The organism is Xanthomonas sp. WHRI 7065 (assembly GCF_040203115.2).
GTDB lineage: Bacteria > Pseudomonadota > Gammaproteobacteria > Xanthomonadales > Xanthomonadaceae > Xanthomonas > Xanthomonas arboricola.
Window position 1 is genome coordinate 3,557,807 of sequence record NZ_CP168194.1, and the last position, 17,344, is coordinate 3,575,150.

Sequence of the window (17,344 nt, forward strand, 5' to 3'; positions counted from 1 at the left end):
GCCGTCACCTTCGACCAGTTCGCGACAATTGCAATTCCAGCGAGCCGCTTGGTAGGAGCGGGCTTGCCCGCGATGAGGCTCCACCGGTAACGCTTCATCGCGGGCAGGCCCGCTCCTACAGACAGCAAGCACACCGCCTCAGCGTGGCAACCACAGCAACGCCAGGGCAATCAACGCGGGCAAGGCCTGCACGAAAAAAATGCGGCGGTTGACACTGTAGGCGCCGTAGCAACCTGCCACGACGACACAGCCCAGAAAAAAGCTCAGCACATCCGCGCGTGCCCGCAGCGCGCCCCAGAACAGGCCTGCCGCCAGGAAGCCGTTGTACAGGCCCTGATTGGCCGCCAGCACGCGCGTGGCCTGCGCCTTCTCGAGGGTATTGCGGAAGGTCTTCAGGCCCAGCGGCCGCGTCCACAGCACCATCTCCAAGACCAGGATGTAGACGTGCAACAGAGCGACGCACAGGCCGGCAACGATGGCGAACAGGGACATGGCAGATCGGCGTGATGGATGTGGCGGCCAGCATAGCGGTGATTGCGGCCCTGCTGTTCAGAGCAGACGATGGAACCCGACGCGCCGGCGAGACATGGGAGATGTGCAGGACCTGCATGCACGATCGGAGCGTCGCGATTGCGGACATCGGCGGCATGTCCTGCGATGGTTATTGCGCGGGCACAGGTGCTGCAGCCAAGTTGCAGATCAAGCGCTCTACACCTGAGTCTATCGGCTCGCCACGCTCGTCCAAAGGCAAATGCGGCTAGTTCAAACAGCGGCACCACTAATGCATGTCATGCCCTGCTTACCTGTGCACACCGACCATCTCGACCGGTCCTTGCCCGCTCACCGTCGCGGGATCTTACGCGGCATGGATGCAGCGTAGGAGCCTACAAGGACGTACCTGCGGCGTGTCCTGCGATGGTGGGCGGGCAAGGATCCTGCAACCAAGCCACTTGTTGACCGCTCCTAGTCGGAGACCTGATTGCCAGTCTCCGCATCGCGCTCTGCGGGCAATTTGCGCGCCTCGCGCAGCAGGCCGAACGCCCCCAGGGTCATGCCCGATGCCACCAGCAGACCGACGCCGAACACTGCGCTGGAGCCGAATGCCGACACCAGCTTGTGCACCCAGACAAAGGTGAGGTCGCCACCGCGGTAGATCACCGTGTCGATCGCCGCGCCGGCCTTGTAACGCCATTCCCGATCCACCCGCGTGTACAAGGTCTCGCGCGCCGGCTTGGCCAGTGCGAACTCGCTGGAGCGGGTGATCACCTGCACGATCGCAAGCATCATCGGCAGCGGCGAGGCCGTCAGCACCGCATAGCCCAGCGTGATCGCCACGCCCGGAATCAGCAGCGCCGGTGCGATGCCGAAACGCGACAGCAGCGCGCGCGTCACCAGCAGCTGCAACACCAGGGTAAGCGCGTTGATCGCCAGGTCGATGCTGGCGTAATAGGCGGTGGCCGCCGCTGCGTCCGTGTAGAGCCGGCGTACCAGCGCTGCCTGCTCGTTGTAGAGCAAGGTGCCGACGCCCACGCCGAACAGCACCATGAAAGCCAGCCAGCGCAGCAACGGCTCGCGCACGATCAGCTTGAGCCCGCCCAGCACATCGCCGCCCATCGGCACCTCGCCGGAGCCCAGCTGTCGTTCCTGCTCGCGCGCAACCGCCCACAGGCGCAGGCGCAGCACGCACACCACGCACACGGTCAGAAACCCGGCCGACACCAGCATCAGATGCGCGATGCCGATGCGCTCGACCAGCGTGCGGGTGAGGATCGGCCCGAGAAACGCGCCCAGCGTGCCGGCCGCACCGATGTAACCGTAGTAATTGCGCGCTTCGGCATTGCTGAAAACGTCGGCCATGAAGCTCCAGAACACCGCCACCGCGAACAGGTTGAAGACGGTCACCCACAGGAAGAACGCCATGCCGCGCCCGGGCACGCCGCTGTCGAACAACACGTAGAACAGCAACAGGGTCGCGATGAAGAAGCCATACACCGCCGGCAGGAACACCCGGCGCGGGTAGCGGCTGACCAGCGCACCGTAGACCGGCTGCAGCAACACCATGATCAGGAAAGTGCAGGTAAACAGCACCTGCAGGGTGAAGTCTTTAAGCGGCACGCCATGCGCGGCGAAGAAGGCGGTCATGCCGGTGGGGAAGATCGCTTCCACATCCGCCGACGCGCTCATCGCCTCGCGCACCGGGCGCAGTACGTAGTAGCCGCTGAGCAGGCAAAAGAAGTACAGGAACGACCATGCCAGCGGCGGCGAGCTGCGCAATGCCGCGCTCAGACGGCCAGCCGCAGAGCGCGGCGGAGAGGGGCTGGTCATCGGGTAAGGCTCGCTCGCATCAACGGGCGCGACAGCAGGGACATGGCAGCGGCAACACCCGCGAAACAAGCGCGCAAGTTAGCCGATGCCGCGCTGCATCACCAGCAGCAGCGGGCGGCACGCACCATATCGATCGCGTGCGGCTGCGGCATGCTGCTTGCAGCTGCCTCTGCACAGGCTCCGGGTGGCGCTGAAAAGGCCCCGCGCAGGTCGATTTATGAACCTAAAATCATCAATAGGATCAATATGATGCCCATTCATCTTCCGGCAGTTTGTGCTATTGCGAAGCGCGGCGCTAGAATCGCCGGAGGCAGTGGAACAGGCGGGACAACCATGACTCAAATGCGCAGGCGCCGACGGTTCCGACCGTTGGCCATCGGGCTGCTCGGGGCGTTATTGCCTCTGGCCCTCTCTTCCACCGCGCAGACACCTGCGCCGGCTGCTTCTGCGCTGCAGCCGGCCACCGTCGTGCAGTCGCCCACCGCTCCGCTGCAGTACCGCGCGTCGCTCCCGGCCAGCCAAGTGCTGGCCCCGGCTGCCGGATTCGATGTGGCCGCGTTCGAATCGATGGCCAACCAGTTGACCTACGGCAATCGCCTGCCCGGCATGGCGATGGCGATCGTGCAGGGCGGCAAGGTGCTGAGCGCGCGCGGCTATGGCGTCACCGACGTCAACCACCCGCAGCCGGTCGACGCGCATACCGTGTTCCGTCTGGCATCGCTGTCCAAGGCCTTCGCCGGCACCATGGCCGGGTTGCTGGTCAACGACGGCGTGTTGCGTTGGGACAGCAAGGTAGTGGACTACGTGCCGGGCTTCCAGCTCAGTAATAACGTCGCCACCCGGCAGCTCACCGTCGCCGAGGTGCTCAGCCACCGCGTCGGGCTGACCCGCAATGCCTACGACAACGATATCGAATCCAACGTCGACTACTACTCGCTCAGCCACAAGCTTGCCGCCGCGCCGTTGCGCTGCGCGCCCGGCGATTGCTATGCGTACCAGAACGTCGCCTTCAGCCTGGTCGGCGATGTGGTGTTTGCTGCGTCGGGCAGCTTCTACGAGCAGTCGGTGGAGCGCCGCATCTTCAAGCCGCTGGGCATGAACGATGCGAGCATGGGTCTGGCCGGTATCCAGGCCAGCCCGCGCTGGGCGCGCCCGCACGTGCGCAGCCGCAATGGCTGGGTGTCGCTGACGCCCAAGCCGACCTACTACCGTCTAGCCCCCGCTGCCGGCGTCAACGCCAGCGCCAGCGACATGGCGCAGTGGCTGCTCGCGCACACCGGCCACCGCACCGACGTGCTGCCTGCGCCGCTGCTGGCGACGCTGCACGCGCCGCTGATCTCCACGCCTGGGGAGATGCGCTCGGGCTGGCGCCACGAGCGTGTGGACGCTGCCAGCTACGCGCTGGGCTGGCGCGTGTTCGACTACGCCGGCCATCAGGTCGTCTTCCATGCCGGCGCAGTGCAAGGCTATCGCGGCCTGGTCGCGTTGCTGCCCGAACGTGATCTCGGCATCGCGATCATGTGGAACGGCGAGAGCGGCCTGCCTTCCGGCATGCTGCCGACCATTCTGGATCGTGCGCTGGGCCTGCCCGCCAAGCGTTGGCTGGATATCGATGTGGATGGCGACTTCGGCAGCGAGAACATGCTGGCCGAGCGCCCCGACCCTGCCGGCAAGGGTGCCTCGTCGGGCAAGTCGGTGGCATCGCCGCGCTGAGTTGGCGTTGCTGCGACCTCGCACACAGGCGGCTTCGGCCGCCTGTGTCGTTTCCGGCCTGCAGGATCGAGTCGGGCGTGTCGACATCGGTGGCCGGAAGCCGGGCATTGCTCCATGGCCATGCGATGACGATCCTGGCAGGCGCAGGTCTGAGTCAGCTTGCAGAGTGCGTGCGTAAGACCTGACCGAACAGCGGACGGGTGGCCCGCCCCATGATGCGGCCCAATGCATTCCCCTCGCTTGGCACGACCAACACATTGCACCGCTACGCCAATCGAGGGCGGCACTAACGATCGGAACAGGCGATGGTCAGTTGGGTGGGGGGCGCAGCGGCCCAGCACACCAACAGGATTGGATCGGAGAAACCGGGGGGCGGGGGGCGGGTGGCAAGCGGCGATAGTGCGGCGATAGCCACAACGTCCGTGCCTGACATCCCGTCACGCACAGCGCAGCGCATCCAGCGGCGATCGCTTCAGCTGCCAGCGTGCGACCGGCACTCCCCGATCATCGACGTCCTTGGCCCACCTATAAAAAAGCTCCCTCCCCGCTGGGCGTCGGGGAGAGAGCTCGATGTTTACGGCGATCGGGTAGTGCGGATCAGATCAGCGGCGCCGGGGTTGCGGGCAGCGCGACCGGAGCGGCCTTCTTCTTGCGAACGGCCGGCTTCTTCTTGGCGACCTTCTTCACAGCAGGCTTCTTGGCGGCAGTCTTCTTGGTGGCGGACTTCTTGGTCGCCTTCTTGGCAACTGCCTTCTTCGCGGTCTTCTTTACTGCCTTCTTGGCGGTCTTCTTGACGGCCTTCTTGGCGGCAGTCTTCTTGGTCGCCTTCTTTGCAGTCTTCTTCACTGCCTTCTTGGCGGTAGTCTTCTTGGTTGCCTTCTTTGCAGTCTTCTTCACTGCCTTCTTGGCGGTTGCCTTCTTTGCAGTCTTCTTGACGGCCTTCTTGGCAGCAGTCTTCTTCACTGCCTTCTTGGCGGTTGCCTTTTTGGCGACCTTCTTGACTGCCTTCTTGGCGGCAGTCTTCTTCACTGCCTTCTTGGCAGTGGGTTTCTTTTTCGCAGCTTTTGCAGTGGCCATGTAATTGGCTCCTCGTCAGTGAACTATGGAGGTGAAACGCCCAGTTGAAGCAAACCCCGCAACGGCATGCCGTCGTCGGGAACCGTCCGCAGGTAATGCGCGACGGGACGGATACAGAAACACCCGCATCGAACAGCGACGCGGGTGCGTGATCGGAGCGACTGCTGCTTTTTCGGAGAGAAGCGGACCCAACTCCACCGTGGATAGCGCTTCGGTGGACATCGGGAACAAGCGTGTCGGCTTGATGTCGATTCTGCTCACTCTCTTTCGCAGCAACGTCTGCTGGGCGAAACCTAATCACGCTTTTTTTTACTGTCAACACTCTTTTGCATTTTTTTTTCAACGCCTCGTCGCGATGCGTCCCGTCGAGCGGGCCCAAAGACGCCGTGCGATGGCGCGCGTCGCTGCCCTTGGCATGCAGCGGCGCAACGACGTTTTCAAAAAAGCACTTCTTTTGTGCTGTTTTTTTTTTTGCGATGCAGACATGCACGCTGTTGCCCACTGCACCGACGTAGCAGCGCACGCCTGCTCGCCGCAGTGCGCGCCGCCTGTCCGCCAGCTGAAAATTTTTTATCGACCAAGCTTGCCTGAGGCCTCGCACAAGCAAAAATGCGCAAACTTATTGCGCGGTTTTCGACCCTTGCGTGCATCCGCATGCGCTGCCAACGGCATGCGTTGCGCACCGTGTGCGAGGTTGGATGCAGGCGACGCTGCAAATATTTTTCACCGGCTGCACGCCATCTCCTCACGACCGGCTCACGCCAGAAATCCGACACCGCGACAGTCGCGTCGTGTTCGACGATGTCGCGCGCGCATGCCGCTGGCGAGTGCATGGTCGTCGAACATCGGCAAAGGCTTCGACTGCGAGCGACAGCCGGCACCGGTCGGTCGCGCGCAGATCGGCAGGACGCACGCCATCGGCAGGCGGGATCGACGTGCGGCCACCACCACACAGGCAAAAAAATGGCCGCTCCAACGAGCGGCCATCCGGGTGTGCGACTGGCGAGGCGCGGTCAGTGCGCTTCGTCTTCCAGCAGCTCGGCGTAGTCGTCCGGCGACAGCAGGTCGTTGAGCTCTTCCTTGTCGTCGAGTTCGACCACGAAGATCCAGCCTTCGCCGTAGGCGTCTTCGTTGATGGTCTCCGGCTTGTCGCTGAGTGCGCTGTTGACCTCGACGACGGTGCCGCTGACCGGGCTGTAGACGTCGGAGGCGGCCTTGACCGACTCCACCACCGCCGCGCCGTTGCCGACCTGCACGGTGTCGCCGACGCCGGGCAGTTCGACGTAGACCAAGTCGCCCAGCAAGCCCTGCGCGTGGTCGGAGATGCCGACGGTCACGCGGCCGCTGCTTTCGACGCGGGCCCACTCGTGGGATTTGAGGAACTTGAGGTCGCCAGGGATCTCGCTCATGGGTGTGCTCCGGGGAAACTGATGGGTTGGGGACAGGTGACTAGTTTAGACCGCACGACAAGACAGGTGCACGCGCGTGTCGGCCGGTGGGTGGCGATGGATGTTGCACGCTGCCGGACGTTTGCACGCCCGGCAGAGGTCTGACTCATTCGCCAAGGACGCCGGGCTGTGCCTGGCCGTCGCGCACAAACGGAAACTTCACCGCGCGCAACGGCACCTGCTTGCCACGGATGTCCACGCGCAGCGCGTCGATGCTGCCGGCCGGCACGCGCGCGAACGCGATCGCCTTGCCGAGCGTGGGCGAGAAGGTGCCGGACAGGATCTCGCCCTCGCCGCTGGCGCTGAGCACGGTCTGGCCATGCCGCAGCACGCCCTTCTCGTCCATCACCACACCGATCAGCTGACGCGGTGCGCCCTGCGCCTTTTGCGACTCGAGCACGGCGCGACCGATGAAGTCGCGGCCGTCGTCCAGGGCGATCGTCCAGGCCAGCGCAGCCTCGTACGGACTGACGGTGTCGTCCATGTCCTGGCCGTAGAGATTCATGCCGGCCTCCAGACGCAAGGTGTCGCGTGCGCCCAGGCCGGCCGGCTTGACGCCCTGCGCGAGCAGCGCGCTCCAGAACGCCACTGCTGCCTCTTGCGGCAACACGATTTCGAAACCGTCTTCGCCGGTGTAGCCGGTGCGCGCAAGGAACAGCTCCACACCATCGCGCGAACGCGTCTGCAGCGCAGCGAAACGGCCGAGCTTGCTCGCCGCTGCGGTATCAGCAGGATCCACCAGTTCGATCACCTTGGCGCGCGCGTTGGGACCTTGCACGGCGATCATCGCAAAGTCGCCGCGCTCTTCCACGCGCACCTGGAAAGCTGCGGCCTGTTCGCTGATCCACTGCAGGTCCTTTTCGCGGGTGGCGGCGTTGACCACCAGGCGGAAGAAGTCCTCGCGCAGGAAGTAGACGATCAGATCGTCGATCACCCCGCCCTGCGGATTGAGCATGCAGGTGTACAGCGCCTTGCCGGAGACCTTGAGCTTGTCCACCGAGTTGGCGAGCAGGTAGCGCAGAAACTCGCGCACGCGCGGACCGTGCAGGTCGACCACGGTCATGTGGCTGACATCGAACATGCCGGCGTCGCGACGCACCTGGTGGTGCTCGTCCAGCTGCGAGCCGTAATGGATCGGCATGTCCCAACCGCCGAAGTCGACCATCTTGGCGCCGAGCGCACGATGGGTGTCATTGAGGATGGTCTTCTGGGTCATGCGCACCGGTCCAAGGGAAAGAGGACCATTATCGCCGCCCGGCCGTGCTTGGGGGAAACGGCGCAGGCGATGCGGCAGCGCGCCGCCGACCGCCGGACCTGGCCGCGCTCTATCGCGCCGCGCTGCAGCATCGCTGCATGGGCACGACGCGCGTGCCCTGCCCGATCAACCGGCCGCTTGCACCTGCAAGGTCATGCCATCGACGCCGACGATGCGCACCGGTGTGCCGGCCGGAAGATCCGGGCCGCTGACCACCCAGAACGCGTCGTCGACCTTGGCACGGCCGCGTCCCTCGTGAATTGCCTGGTCGAGCACCACGCAACGGCCGATCAACTGCTCGGCACGTCGGTTGAGCAGGGGCCGATCGCTCTGCCGGCCCTTGCCGCGAAACCAGCTGCGATACACCTGCACCGATAAGAAACTCAGCAGCACGAAGGCAACGATCTGCAGCAGCAGCGACATGCCCGGCAACGCGAGCACCAGCACGCACACCGCTGCGGCGGCAATGCCCATCCACAGCAGGAACGCGCCGGGCACCAGCGTCTCGGCAGCAATCAACAGCAACGCCAACACCGCCCAGGCCACCACGTCCCAACGCATGGCTCAGCCTCCCACACGCGGCGGCATCGGCGGCACGCGCACATTGCTCGCCTCGGGTTTGTTCAGCGCCTCCTTGGCCAGCTCGGCGATGCCGGCGATCGAGCCGATGACGCCGCTGGATTCCATCGGCATCAGCACGAACTTCTGGTTGGGCGCGGTGGCCAGTGCCTTGAACGCCTCCACATACTTCTGTGCGACGAAGTAATTAATCGCCTGCACGCTGCCATTGGCGATCGCATCGGAGACCATCTGGGTGGCCTTGGCTTCGGCCTCGGCCAGACGCTCGCGCGCCTCGGCGTCGCGGAACGCGGCTTCCTTGCGGCCTTCGGCTTCGAGCACGGCGGCCTGCTTCTCGCCTTCGGCGCGCAGGATTTCCGACTGGCGCGAGCCCTCGGCTTCGAGGATCTGCGCGCGTTTCTCGCGCTCGGCCTTCATCTGCCGCGCCATCGAGTCGATCAGGTCACGCGGCGGCTGGATGTCGCGGATCTCGATGCGGGTGACCTTGATGCCCCAGGGATTGGTGGCCTGGTCGACCACGCTGAGCAGCTGCGCATTGATGGTCTCGCGCTGGCTCAGCGATTCGTCCAGATCCATCGAGCCGATCACGGTGCGGATGTTGGTCTGCACCAGCGCAATCGAGGCGATCTCCAGGTTGGAAACCTCATAGGCGGCCTTGGCGGCATCGAGCACCTGGAAGAACACCACGCCATCCACGCGCACCACCGCGTTGTCCTTGGTGATGACGTCCTGGCTGGGGACGTCGAGCACCTGCTCCATCATGTTGATCTTGCGCCCCACGCCGTAGACCACCGGCACCAGAAAGTGCAGACCCGGACTCATGGTGTGGGTGTAGCGGCCGAAGCGCTCCACTGTCCACTGGAAGCCCTGCGGCACCATGCGCACGGTCTTGAACAACACGATGACGCCAGCGACCAGAACGGCGATGGCCAAGAAAGAAGTCGGAAACATGAGCAGCCCCTTGCGATGACGAGTCGATCCTTGGCTTGAGTATGCCCTAGCGCCACCTGTCCCCACTGCGCGCCCAACCTTCGGCAACGGCGGTCGCAACCCTGCATGCGGCGCTGTGGCTGACTACCTCGGGCAGCGTGTCGGCGTTGCGCAGCTCGCCGCACCGCGCAGGCGACCGCGCTTTGCAAAGCGCAGACGTCGCTGCGAACGCGCGCTCAGGCGCCGCGCGGCGAAAACATGATGATCACCATGCCGAGCAGGCAGCAGGCTGCGCCAAGCAGATCCCAACGCGTCGGCGTCACCCCGTCCACCCACCACAGCCACAGCAGCGCACTGGCGATATAGACCCCGCCATAGGCGGCATACACGCGGCCGCTGGCATCGGGATGCAGGCTCAACAACCAGACGAAGACGGCCAGACTCAGCGCCGTCGGCAGCAACAACCAGATGCTGCCGCCCTTGCGCAGCCACAGATACGGCAGGTAGCAACCGACCAGCTCGGCGACGGCAGTGGCCGCGAACAGCAACAGCGTGGTCGGTGCAGCATTCATGCGCGGCCTGGCTTGTCGACGCCTTGCTTGCCAACGTCGACCTGCTGCAGCTCCGCAGTGTCGCGCGCCTGCTCACCGGCCGCGGGCGCGCCAGTGACAGGCGTCGCGGCAGCCTGACCGAGAGCGGACGGATCACCGCCGCGTTCGCCGCGCTTGACCTGTTGCCACAACTCCTCCTGCTGCTGCAGCGACAGCGCGGCCAGGGAGGTGCCGTCCGCCTGTGCCTGCGCCTCCATCGCGCGAAAGCGGCGCTCGAACTTGAGATTGGCATGGCGCAGCGCCGCACCCACGTCGACCCTGGCGTGGCGCGCCAGGTTGGCGCAGACGAACAACACATCGCCGAGTTCGTCTTCCAGCCGCGCCTGGTTGTCGGCGACCGGGCCACGCGCGAACTCCACGCGCAGCTCCTCGATTTCTTCCTGCAGCTTTTCCAGCACCGGGGCCGGGCCGGGCCAATCGAAGCCGACCCGCGCCGCACGCGCCTGCAGCTTGGTGGAGCGTTGCCATTCCGGCAGGCCGCGTGCGATGCCGGCAAGTGCGGAGTCGTCCTGGTGGCCGGCCGCGCGACGTTCGTCGCGCTTGATCTGCTCCCAGTTGGCGCTTACCGCCTGCGCATCGTCGGCGCGTTGCTCGGCAAACACGTGCGGGTGGCGACGCACCAGCTTGTCGCTGAGCGTGGCGACCACGTCGGCGAATCCGAACGCGCCCTGCTCGGCGGCCATCTGCGCGTGGAAGACCACCTGCAGGAGAAGGTCGCCCAGCTCGTCGCGCAGAGCCGGCAGGTCATTGCGATCGATGGCGTCGGCGACTTCGTAGGCTTCTTCGATGGTGTACGGCGCGATGCTGGCGAAGGTCTGCTCCACATCCCACGGACAGCCGTGCTCACGATCGCGCAGGCGCGCCATCAGCTGCAGCAGGCGCTGGAGGTCGCCGGTCGGCGGGGACTGAGACATGGTGTGTTCCTGGCAGGTGTGGTGCAGTGGAGTGGCGTGCCCGGGCGATGCCGCAGGCACGTGCCGCGTCACCTGGCGGCAGGCGATGGGCAGGGACCGCATTGAACATGACTGCATCGGGAGTGCGCGCAACTGCCGGATCCAACCGGCGAGCGCGTAAGCGGCGGTCGGCAGTGTTCACACCAGCCAGCTGCGCCACGGCAGATTGGGATCGCCCAGCGCGATGAAATCGCCATTGAGCAAGGTGTCGCGGCGGTTGTAACGGAACGGTTTGCCGGTGCCGCCGGCCAGCAGCACACCGCCGGCGGCGTGCAGCACGCACTGGCCGGCTGCGGTGTCCCACTCGGAGGTGGGGCCGAAGCGCGGATACACGTCCAGGTCGCCTTCGGCGATGCGGCAGAACTTCAACGACGAGCCTTGCGCGACCACATCGATCTCGCCCATGCGCTCCAGCGCGGCGGCGGTGCGCGCGTCGCGATGCGAGCGACTGGCGGCGACCCGCAGCGGCGTGGCCGCCGGCGTGCGCGTGTGCAGCATCTCGTCGCGGTCGCCATCGCGGCGGTAGGCGTTCTCGCCCCGTGCGGCGTACCAGACCCGGCCATCGACCGGCGCCTGCACCACGCCGAGCACCGGTGCGCCCATATGGATCAGTGCGATGTTGACGCTGAACTCGCCGTTGCGCTTGACGAACTCGCGGGTGCCGTCGAGCGGGTCGACCAGCCAGTAGCTGGTCCAGAACTGGCGGTCTTCCCAGGCCACGTGCGCGGATTCTTCCGACAGCACCGGCACGTCCGGGGTGACCCGGCGCAAGCCTTCGACGATGACACGGTTGGCGGCAAGGTCGGCCTGGGTCAGCGGGCTGGCGTCGTCCTTGATCTCGACCGCGAAATCCTGCGCATAGACATCCATGATCGCCGCCCCCGCCTCGCGGGCGATGGCGATCACGGTTTCGCGCAGTTCCATCGGGATGCGGATCATGGGTTGCGCTCCAGCCACTCGCGCGCAATGAACAAGGCGGCCAGCGAACGGCCTTCGGAAAAATCTTCGCGCAGCATCAATTCGTCCAGACGGGCGATCGGCCAGGGCACCACCTCCATCTCTTCCGGCTCGTCGCCCACCAGGCGCTCGGGATAGAGGTCGCGTGCCAGCACCAACCAGGATTGGTGACTCATATAAGTAGGAGCGAGCGTCATCGCACGCAGCACCTGCACCTGGCGCGCGCCGTAACCGGCTTCTTCCTTGAGCTCGCGGTCGGCGGCCTGCTCCGGCGTCTCGCCGGCATCGATGCGGCCCTTGACCAGACCCAGCTCGTAGCGATGCACGCCGGCGGCGTATTCGCGCACCAGCAGCACGGTCTGCGCGTCGAGCATCGGCACCACCACCACCGCGCCGTGGCCCTGACTGAGCTGGCGCTCGTAAAGGCGACGCTCGCCATTGGAAAATTCCAGATCCAGCTGCTGGCGACGGAACGGCCCGTCACCCAGATCGGTGATCTTGTGGATGGTTGGCAGGCGCGGGCTCATGCGTAGCACGCAGCGGCGGAGCCGACCGATAGAATAGGCGTATGCATCGACATGTTCATGAGCCCGAAATCCTAGCAGACCCGGCAGCCTCTCAAGCTGACGAACATTGGCGGCAACGCGATCTTGAGGTGCTGTGGCACCCCTGCACACAGATGCGCGAGCACCCGCACACACTTCCGCTGGTGCCGATCGCGCGTGGCGACGGTGCGTGGCTGATCGGCCACGACGGTCGCCACTACCTGGATGCGGTCAGCAGTTGGTGGACCAACCTGTTCGGCCATAGCGAACCGCGCATCGGCGCGGCCATCGCGCGCCAGGCTGGCGAACTGGAGCAGGTGATGCTGGCCGGCTTTACCCATGCGCCCGCCGTGCAGCTGGCCGAGCGCCTGTTGGCGATCGCGCCGCGCCAGGCTGGCCGCGCGCCGTTATCCAAGGTGTTCTATGCCGACAATGGTTCGGCCGGCGTGGAAGTGGCCTTGAAGATGGCCTTCCACTACTTCCATAACCGCGGCGAGCACCGCCGCACGCGTTTCGTCGCGCTGGAAAACGGCTACCACGGCGAGACCATCGGCGCGCTGTCGGTCGGCGACATTCCGCTGTATCGGCGCGTGTATGCGCCGTTGCTGCTGGAGTCGATCTTTGCGCCCTCGCCCGATGCCTACCTGGCCGAGCCCGGACAGAGCGCGGAAGACTACGCATTGCAGGCGGCCGATGCGCTGCAGGCGGTGTTCGAACACTCGCCCGACGAAATCTGCGCGCTGATCCTGGAGCCGCGCGTGCAGTGCGCAGGCGGCATGCGCATGTATCACCCGGCCTATCTGCGCCGCGCACGCGAACTGTGCGACGCGCATGGCGCGTTCCTGATCGCCGACGAGATCGCCACCGGCTTCGGTCGCACCGGCAGCCTGTTCGCCTGCGAACAGGCCGGGATCATGCCCGACCTGTTGTGCCTGTCCAAGGGGCTGACCGGCGGATTCCTACCGCTGTCGGCGGTGCTGGCCACGCAGCAGTTGTACGACGCGTTCCTGGACGACTCGCGCGAACGTGCGTTCCTGCATTCGCATAGCTACACCGGCAATCCGCTGGCATGCGCCGCCGCGCTGGCAACGCTGCAGATCTTTGCAGACGACGATGTCATTGCGCGCAACCAGCGCACCGCCGCGCACATGACCACGCTGGCTGCGCAGATCGGCGAACACCCCGCGGTGGCCGACGTGCGCCAGGCCGGCATGATCGTGGCGTTCGAACTCACGCAGGGCGGCGACAAGCGCACGCCATTCCCGTCTGCGGCGCGGGTGGGCCTGAAGGCCTATCGCGCCGCACTCGACAAGGGCGTGGTGCTGCGCCCGCTCGGCGACGTGCTGTACTGGATGCCGCCGTATTGCGTGGACGACGCGCAACTTGCGCTGCTGGCTGCGACCACCCGCCACGCCATCGAGGAGGCCGTTGCATGCGCCTGACCCGCTCCCATGTCGCACTGCCGCTGCACTGCGACCAGGAGGTGACGCTGCCGGAGGAGTCGGCCAATCACCTGCTGCGTGTGCTGCGACTGCGCGAGGGCGATGCCTGCGTGCTGTTCAACGGCGACGGCAGCGACTACCACGCGCGCATCACCCTGGCCGGCAAACGCGAGGCGCGCGCACTGGTGGAACGTGCCGAGCCGCTGCGCAACGAGTCGCCGTTGTCGATCACCCTGATCCAGGGCATTGCGCGCGGCGAGAAGATGGATCTGATCCTGCAGAAGGCCACCGAGCTGGGGGTGACGGCGGTCGTGCCGGTCAACGCCGAGCGCACCGAGGTCAAGCTGGATGCGGCGCGCATGGAAAAACGCCTGGCGCATTGGCGCAGCGTGGTGGTGTCGGCCTGCGAGCAGTCCGGGCGTGCGCGCATTCCCACGGTCGCTGCGCCGCACGGGCTGCAGGATGCGGCGCAGGCCAGCAACCCGCAGGCGCTACGGCTGACACTGGACCCGCACGGCGAGCATCGCCTGGGCAGCCTGGCGCTGAGCGCGCAACCGCATGTGATCGTGGCGATCGGCCCGGAAGGCGGCTGGTCGCCGCGTGATCGCGCAACCCTCGCCGAGGCGGGTTTCAGCGGCCTGCAACTGGGGCCACGCATTCTGCGCACCGAAACCGCGGGGCTGGCGGCGATTGCGGCACTGCAGTCGCGGTTCGGAGACTTATAGCCCCATGACATCGTAGGAGCGCACCTGGGCGCGACCTGGCGTTATCGGGAATGCCTCGTCGCGCCCGGGTGCGCTCCTACGGGGATGTGGAATTGCCCGGCGTTGCGTCGTCCGCTGCATGTTGATGGCTCCGTCCACTGCGTCCCGGCCCTAAACCCGCGCCGACTCGTAGGAGCGCACCTGGGCGCGACCTAGCGTTATCGGGAACGCCCCGTCGCGCCCGGGTGCGCTCCTACGGAGATGGGAAGTTGATCGGTTTGGTGCAGCCAGACTGCTGCACCTGGCGATGCGCGGGCGCTCAGCGGCCGTGCTGCAGGAACCAGCTGGCCGCGCCGATCACACCGAGCTGGCCGTGCTCGACGATGCTCACCGGCACCTGCTCCAGCGCCGGACGCAATGCGCCCTTGTCGAGCAGACGTGCGACGAAGTCGCTTGCGGCCACGAATGCGGCGATCTGCGGCAGGAATCCACCCGCCAGATAGACACCGCTGCGCACGCCATAGAGCAGCATCATGTCGCCGACCACGCTACCCATGAAGCCGCAGAACGCCTGTAGCGCATCGCGTGCCAGCACGTCCTCGCCAGCCAGCGCGGCGGCGGTGACATCGGCCGGGCTGGCGTGCAGCGCCGGCACGCCACGCAGCGCGGCCAGTGCGGTATAGAGATTCAACAGGCCCGGGCCGGAGAGCAGGTGCTCGGTGGCCACATGCGTGCGGGTGCGGCGCAGCTCCTGCAGCAAGGCCACTTCCAGATCGCTGGCGGCAGCAAGCGCGGCGTGGCCGGCCTCGGTCGGCAACACCACCGGATTGGCGCCGTTGGGAATCCACAACGCCGCACCCAGGCCGGTGCCCGGGCCCAGGATCAGCGCCGGACCCGGCGCGCCCTGCGGCGGGCCGGACAACTGCAGGACCTGATTCCCGGCCATGTAATTGGCCGCATGCGCCACCGCTTCGAAATCGTTGACCAGATGCAATGCCTGCATGCCGAGCTGGCGGCGGATCTGCTCAGGCGCCAGCACCCACGGCAAGTTGGCGGTGATCACGCTGCCGTCTTCCAGCGCATACCCGGCGCTGGCGATGACCCCACGCTGCACCGGCGCGCAGCCCAGCTCCGCAAAGAACGCGGCCATGATCTCGGCCAGGCCCGGGTAGTCGGCACACCGGTACTTGCGGTAGTCCAGCACCGTGACCGGTTGGCGTGGATCGGGGCTTTCGCACACCAGCGCCAGACGCACATGCGTCCCCCCCACGTCTGCGGCAACGAAGGTGTCGGGGCGCGGAAAGGCCACCGCTTCCATTGGACTGCTTGCGCTCACGCATTCTCCTGATAAGTGGCCGCGGGCTGGCGTCATGCCCGTTGTCCGACGAACGGTAACGGGGTAGACAACGTTGTCAGTAATCGCTTTGTAACGCAACCGCGGCGATCACGATTTAAACAGGATGCCGCCAATTTCATCATCCACTAAAAATCCGCATCCATGACAGCGATTTCAGCACAAATCAGGGCCCGCCATCTGCATATGCGTAATTCCCTATAGAAACAGCTGATCGCGACGCGGCGCCACTCTTGATGCGCTGCGCAGCGGGATCGGCGCAGTGCGCGGCATCACCAACAAATGCTGCATTGCAGCGCAATCGCAGCCGCTTCAGAGATCTGTGACGATGTGTTGACAACGCTGTCAACGCTACGCGAGACTCGATCCAAATCGGGGTTCTGGCAGGAGGGGCCATGGACTGTTCGGTACTCAGGAACGGGCTACTCCCTCGCCGGTGCATTCCAGATTCGTGAGCGGGACATCACCCGATGTTCGACTCACTGAAGTCGCATTCGCTCTACCGCTTCACCACACGGGGGACACCTCCTCTACCACGCGAATCACCCGGGCCCGCCTCTTGCGACGCGTGCCAGTGCGATCACCGCGATCGGTCAGGGCGTGTTGTTTTGCCGGCCACGCCGAGCGCGTGACGCCTTCCAGAGGCGGCGCGCTCACAGCACTAACCAACGAGGTTTAGCCATGCACAGCCGCACCACGACGTTAGCACTCTGTATTACCGCCGCTCTGTACTGCTCCGGCTCTGCAATGGCTGCCGGACAAGAACAACAGGCTCCTGCCGCCACGCCGTCGGCGACCACCGAGCTGGATACCATCACCGTCACCGGTTATCGCGCATCGCTAGAGAAGAGCCAGTCAGTCAAGCGCTCGGCCAATTCGATCGTCGATGCGATCAGCGCCGAAGATATCGGCAAGTTCCCGGACATCAATGCTGCCGAATCGCTGTCGCACCTACCAGGCATCAGCGTCGACCGCCAGTTCGGCGAAGGCGAAAAGGTCAGCATCAACGGTACCGACCCGGCCTTGAACCGCGTGCTGCTCAACGGCCAGACCATTGCCTCGGGCGATTGGGGCGGCAACCCGACCGACACCAGCGGCCGTACCTTCAACTACACCCTGCTGTCGCCGGAAATCATCGGCCTGATGGAGGTCTACAAGACCCCGGAAGCGCGCATCGACGAAGGCTCGATCGGCGGTACCGTGATCGTGCACACCCGCAAGCCGCTGGATCTGCCCAAGAACACCATCCGCGGCTCGGTCGGCTACAACTACAACGACCGTTCGGAAGAAGGCAATCCGCGCGGCTCGGCGCTGTGGAGCTGGAAGAACGACGACGAAACCTTCGGTGCATTGATCTCCGCCACGCATGACAAGCAGGACCTGGCACGCGCGGGTATCGAATACTTCGGCTACACCACCGGCGCCAACATTCCCGCCAGCGCCACCATCAC

At 65.6% G+C, this 17,344-nt stretch carries 15 protein-coding genes, 1 tRNA gene and 1 pseudogene; 5 read left to right on the forward strand and 12 right to left on the reverse strand.

What is annotated here, in order from left to right:
* Positions 1-138: 138 nt before the first annotated feature.
* Positions 139-492: a DUF1304 domain-containing protein gene (locus ABQY64_RS14980; RefSeq protein WP_349779860.1), complete on the reverse strand. Its 354-nt coding sequence runs from the start codon at positions 490-492 to the stop codon at positions 139-141.
* 471 nt (positions 493-963) lie between these two features.
* Entirely contained in the window at positions 964-2,325 is a 1,362-nt protein-coding gene (locus ABQY64_RS14985) for an NTP/NDP exchange transporter (RefSeq protein ID WP_039813426.1), read from the reverse strand.
* A gap of 369 nt (positions 2,326-2,694) precedes the next feature.
* Between ABQY64_RS14985 and ABQY64_RS14990 the strand changes: the two genes are divergently transcribed.
* Positions 2,695-4,038, forward strand: coding sequence for a serine hydrolase (locus ABQY64_RS14990; protein ID WP_172454262.1), 1,344 nt, complete (start codon positions 2,695-2,697; stop codon positions 4,036-4,038).
* A gap of 597 nt (positions 4,039-4,635) precedes the next feature.
* Here the strand turns inward: ABQY64_RS14990 and ABQY64_RS14995 are convergent.
* The 9 genes from ABQY64_RS14995 to nudE form a co-directional block, all read right to left on the reverse strand.
* The gene (locus ABQY64_RS14995) at positions 4,636-5,115 is read right to left on the reverse strand and encodes a hypothetical protein (RefSeq protein WP_349779861.1); all 480 of its coding nucleotides are present in this window, start codon (positions 5,113-5,115) and stop codon (positions 4,636-4,638) included.
* Between the two features lie 1,013 nt (positions 5,116-6,128).
* Positions 6,129-6,524: a glycine cleavage system protein GcvH gene (gene gcvH / locus ABQY64_RS15000; protein ID WP_016902771.1), complete on the reverse strand. Its 396-nt coding sequence runs from the start codon at positions 6,522-6,524 to the stop codon at positions 6,129-6,131.
* Between the two features lie 145 nt (positions 6,525-6,669).
* Entirely contained in the window at positions 6,670-7,779 is a 1,110-nt protein-coding gene (gene gcvT, locus ABQY64_RS15005; RefSeq protein ID WP_349779862.1) for a glycine cleavage system aminomethyltransferase GcvT, read from the reverse strand.
* A gap of 165 nt (positions 7,780-7,944) precedes the next feature.
* Positions 7,945-8,379, reverse strand: coding sequence for an NfeD family protein (locus ABQY64_RS15010; protein ID WP_167763879.1), 435 nt, complete (start codon positions 8,377-8,379; stop codon positions 7,945-7,947).
* A 3-nt stretch (positions 8,380-8,382) separates the two neighbouring features.
* Positions 8,383-9,348 (reverse strand): SPFH domain-containing protein, encoded by a 966-nt coding sequence (locus ABQY64_RS15015; protein ID WP_039519637.1) that lies wholly within the window; start codon positions 9,346-9,348, stop codon positions 8,383-8,385.
* A gap of 215 nt (positions 9,349-9,563) precedes the next feature.
* Entirely contained in the window at positions 9,564-9,899 is a 336-nt protein-coding gene (locus ABQY64_RS15020; RefSeq protein ID WP_104589555.1) for a YnfA family protein, read from the reverse strand.
* Positions 9,896-10,852 carry a nucleoside triphosphate pyrophosphohydrolase gene (gene mazG, locus ABQY64_RS15025; protein ID WP_349779863.1) on the reverse strand — a complete coding sequence of 319 codons (957 nt, stop codon included), beginning with the start codon at positions 10,850-10,852 and terminating at the stop codon, positions 9,896-9,898. Before mazG ends, ABQY64_RS15020 begins: the two co-directional genes overlap by 4 nt.
* Positions 10,853-11,029: 177 nt before the next feature.
* Entirely contained in the window at positions 11,030-11,830 is an 801-nt protein-coding gene (gene cysQ, locus ABQY64_RS15030; RefSeq protein ID WP_016905000.1) for a 3'(2'),5'-bisphosphate nucleotidase CysQ, read from the reverse strand.
* The gene (gene nudE, locus ABQY64_RS15035; protein ID WP_016905001.1) at positions 11,827-12,375 is read right to left on the reverse strand and encodes an ADP compounds hydrolase NudE; all 549 of its coding nucleotides are present in this window, start codon (positions 12,373-12,375) and stop codon (positions 11,827-11,829) included. The genes cysQ and nudE overlap by 4 nt, the downstream gene beginning before the upstream one ends.
* A 41-nt stretch (positions 12,376-12,416) precedes the next feature.
* On the opposite strand from nudE, the gene bioA reads away from it, so the two are divergent.
* Positions 12,417-13,835: an adenosylmethionine--8-amino-7-oxononanoate transaminase gene (gene bioA / locus ABQY64_RS15040; RefSeq protein WP_167706999.1), complete on the forward strand. Its 1,419-nt coding sequence runs from the start codon at positions 12,417-12,419 to the stop codon at positions 13,833-13,835.
* Positions 13,826-14,560: a 16S rRNA (uracil(1498)-N(3))-methyltransferase gene (locus ABQY64_RS15045; protein WP_349779864.1), complete on the forward strand. Its 735-nt coding sequence runs from the start codon at positions 13,826-13,828 to the stop codon at positions 14,558-14,560. The genes bioA and ABQY64_RS15045 overlap by 10 nt, the downstream gene beginning before the upstream one ends.
* A 298-nt stretch (positions 14,561-14,858) precedes the next feature.
* On the opposite strand, the gene ABQY64_RS15050 is transcribed toward ABQY64_RS15045, so the two are convergent.
* A complete protein-coding gene (locus ABQY64_RS15050; protein ID WP_175430025.1) occupies positions 14,859-15,857 on the reverse strand; it encodes a glucokinase family protein in 999 nt (332 codons plus the stop codon).
* Positions 15,858-16,640: 783 nt separating this feature from the next.
* Between ABQY64_RS15050 and ABQY64_RS15055 the strand changes: the two are divergent.
* Positions 16,641-17,033, forward strand: a pseudogene (locus ABQY64_RS15055) (TonB-dependent receptor plug domain-containing protein); the annotation flags it as partial.
* A gap of 167 nt (positions 17,034-17,200) precedes the next feature.
* Positions 17,201-17,340 (forward strand) — tRNA-Val (locus tag ABQY64_RS15060).
* The last annotated feature ends 4 nt before the right edge of the window (positions 17,341-17,344 follow it).

Bases quoted from the DNA above. Each gene is read 5' to 3' on its own strand.
- ABQY64_RS15010 (WP_167763879.1), bottom strand. From the start codon at position 8,379: ATGCGTTGGGACGTGGTGGCCTGGGCGGTGTTGGCGTTGCTGTTGATT.
- bioA (WP_167706999.1), top strand. From the start codon at position 12,417: ATGCATCGACATGTTCATGAGCCCGAAATCCTAGCAGACCCGGCAGCC.
- ABQY64_RS15020 (WP_104589555.1), bottom strand. From the start codon at position 9,899: ATGAATGCTGCACCGACCACGCTGTTGCTGTTCGCGGCCACTGCCGTC.
- cysQ (WP_016905000.1), bottom strand. From the start codon at position 11,830: ATGATCCGCATCCCGATGGAACTGCGCGAAACCGTGATCGCCATCGCC.
- mazG (WP_349779863.1), bottom strand. From the start codon at position 10,852: ATGTCTCAGTCCCCGCCGACCGGCGACCTCCAGCGCCTGCTGCAGCTG.
- ABQY64_RS15045 (WP_349779864.1), top strand. From the start codon at position 13,826: ATGCGCCTGACCCGCTCCCATGTCGCACTGCCGCTGCACTGCGACCAG.
- ABQY64_RS15050 (WP_175430025.1), bottom strand. From the start codon at position 15,857: ATGGAAGCGGTGGCCTTTCCGCGCCCCGACACCTTCGTTGCCGCAGAC.
- ABQY64_RS14995 (WP_349779861.1), bottom strand. From the start codon at position 5,115: ATGGCCACTGCAAAAGCTGCGAAAAAGAAACCCACTGCCAAGAAGGCA.
- gcvT (WP_349779862.1), bottom strand. From the start codon at position 7,779: ATGACCCAGAAGACCATCCTCAATGACACCCATCGTGCGCTCGGCGCC.
- ABQY64_RS14980 (WP_349779860.1), bottom strand. From the start codon at position 492: ATGTCCCTGTTCGCCATCGTTGCCGGCCTGTGCGTCGCTCTGTTGCAC.
- gcvH (WP_016902771.1), bottom strand. From the start codon at position 6,524: ATGAGCGAGATCCCTGGCGACCTCAAGTTCCTCAAATCCCACGAGTGG.
- nudE (WP_016905001.1), bottom strand. From the start codon at position 12,375: ATGAGCCCGCGCCTGCCAACCATCCACAAGATCACCGATCTGGGTGAC.
- ABQY64_RS14985 (WP_039813426.1), bottom strand. From the start codon at position 2,325: ATGACCAGCCCCTCTCCGCCGCGCTCTGCGGCTGGCCGTCTGAGCGCG.
- ABQY64_RS15015 (WP_039519637.1), bottom strand. From the start codon at position 9,348: ATGTTTCCGACTTCTTTCTTGGCCATCGCCGTTCTGGTCGCTGGCGTC.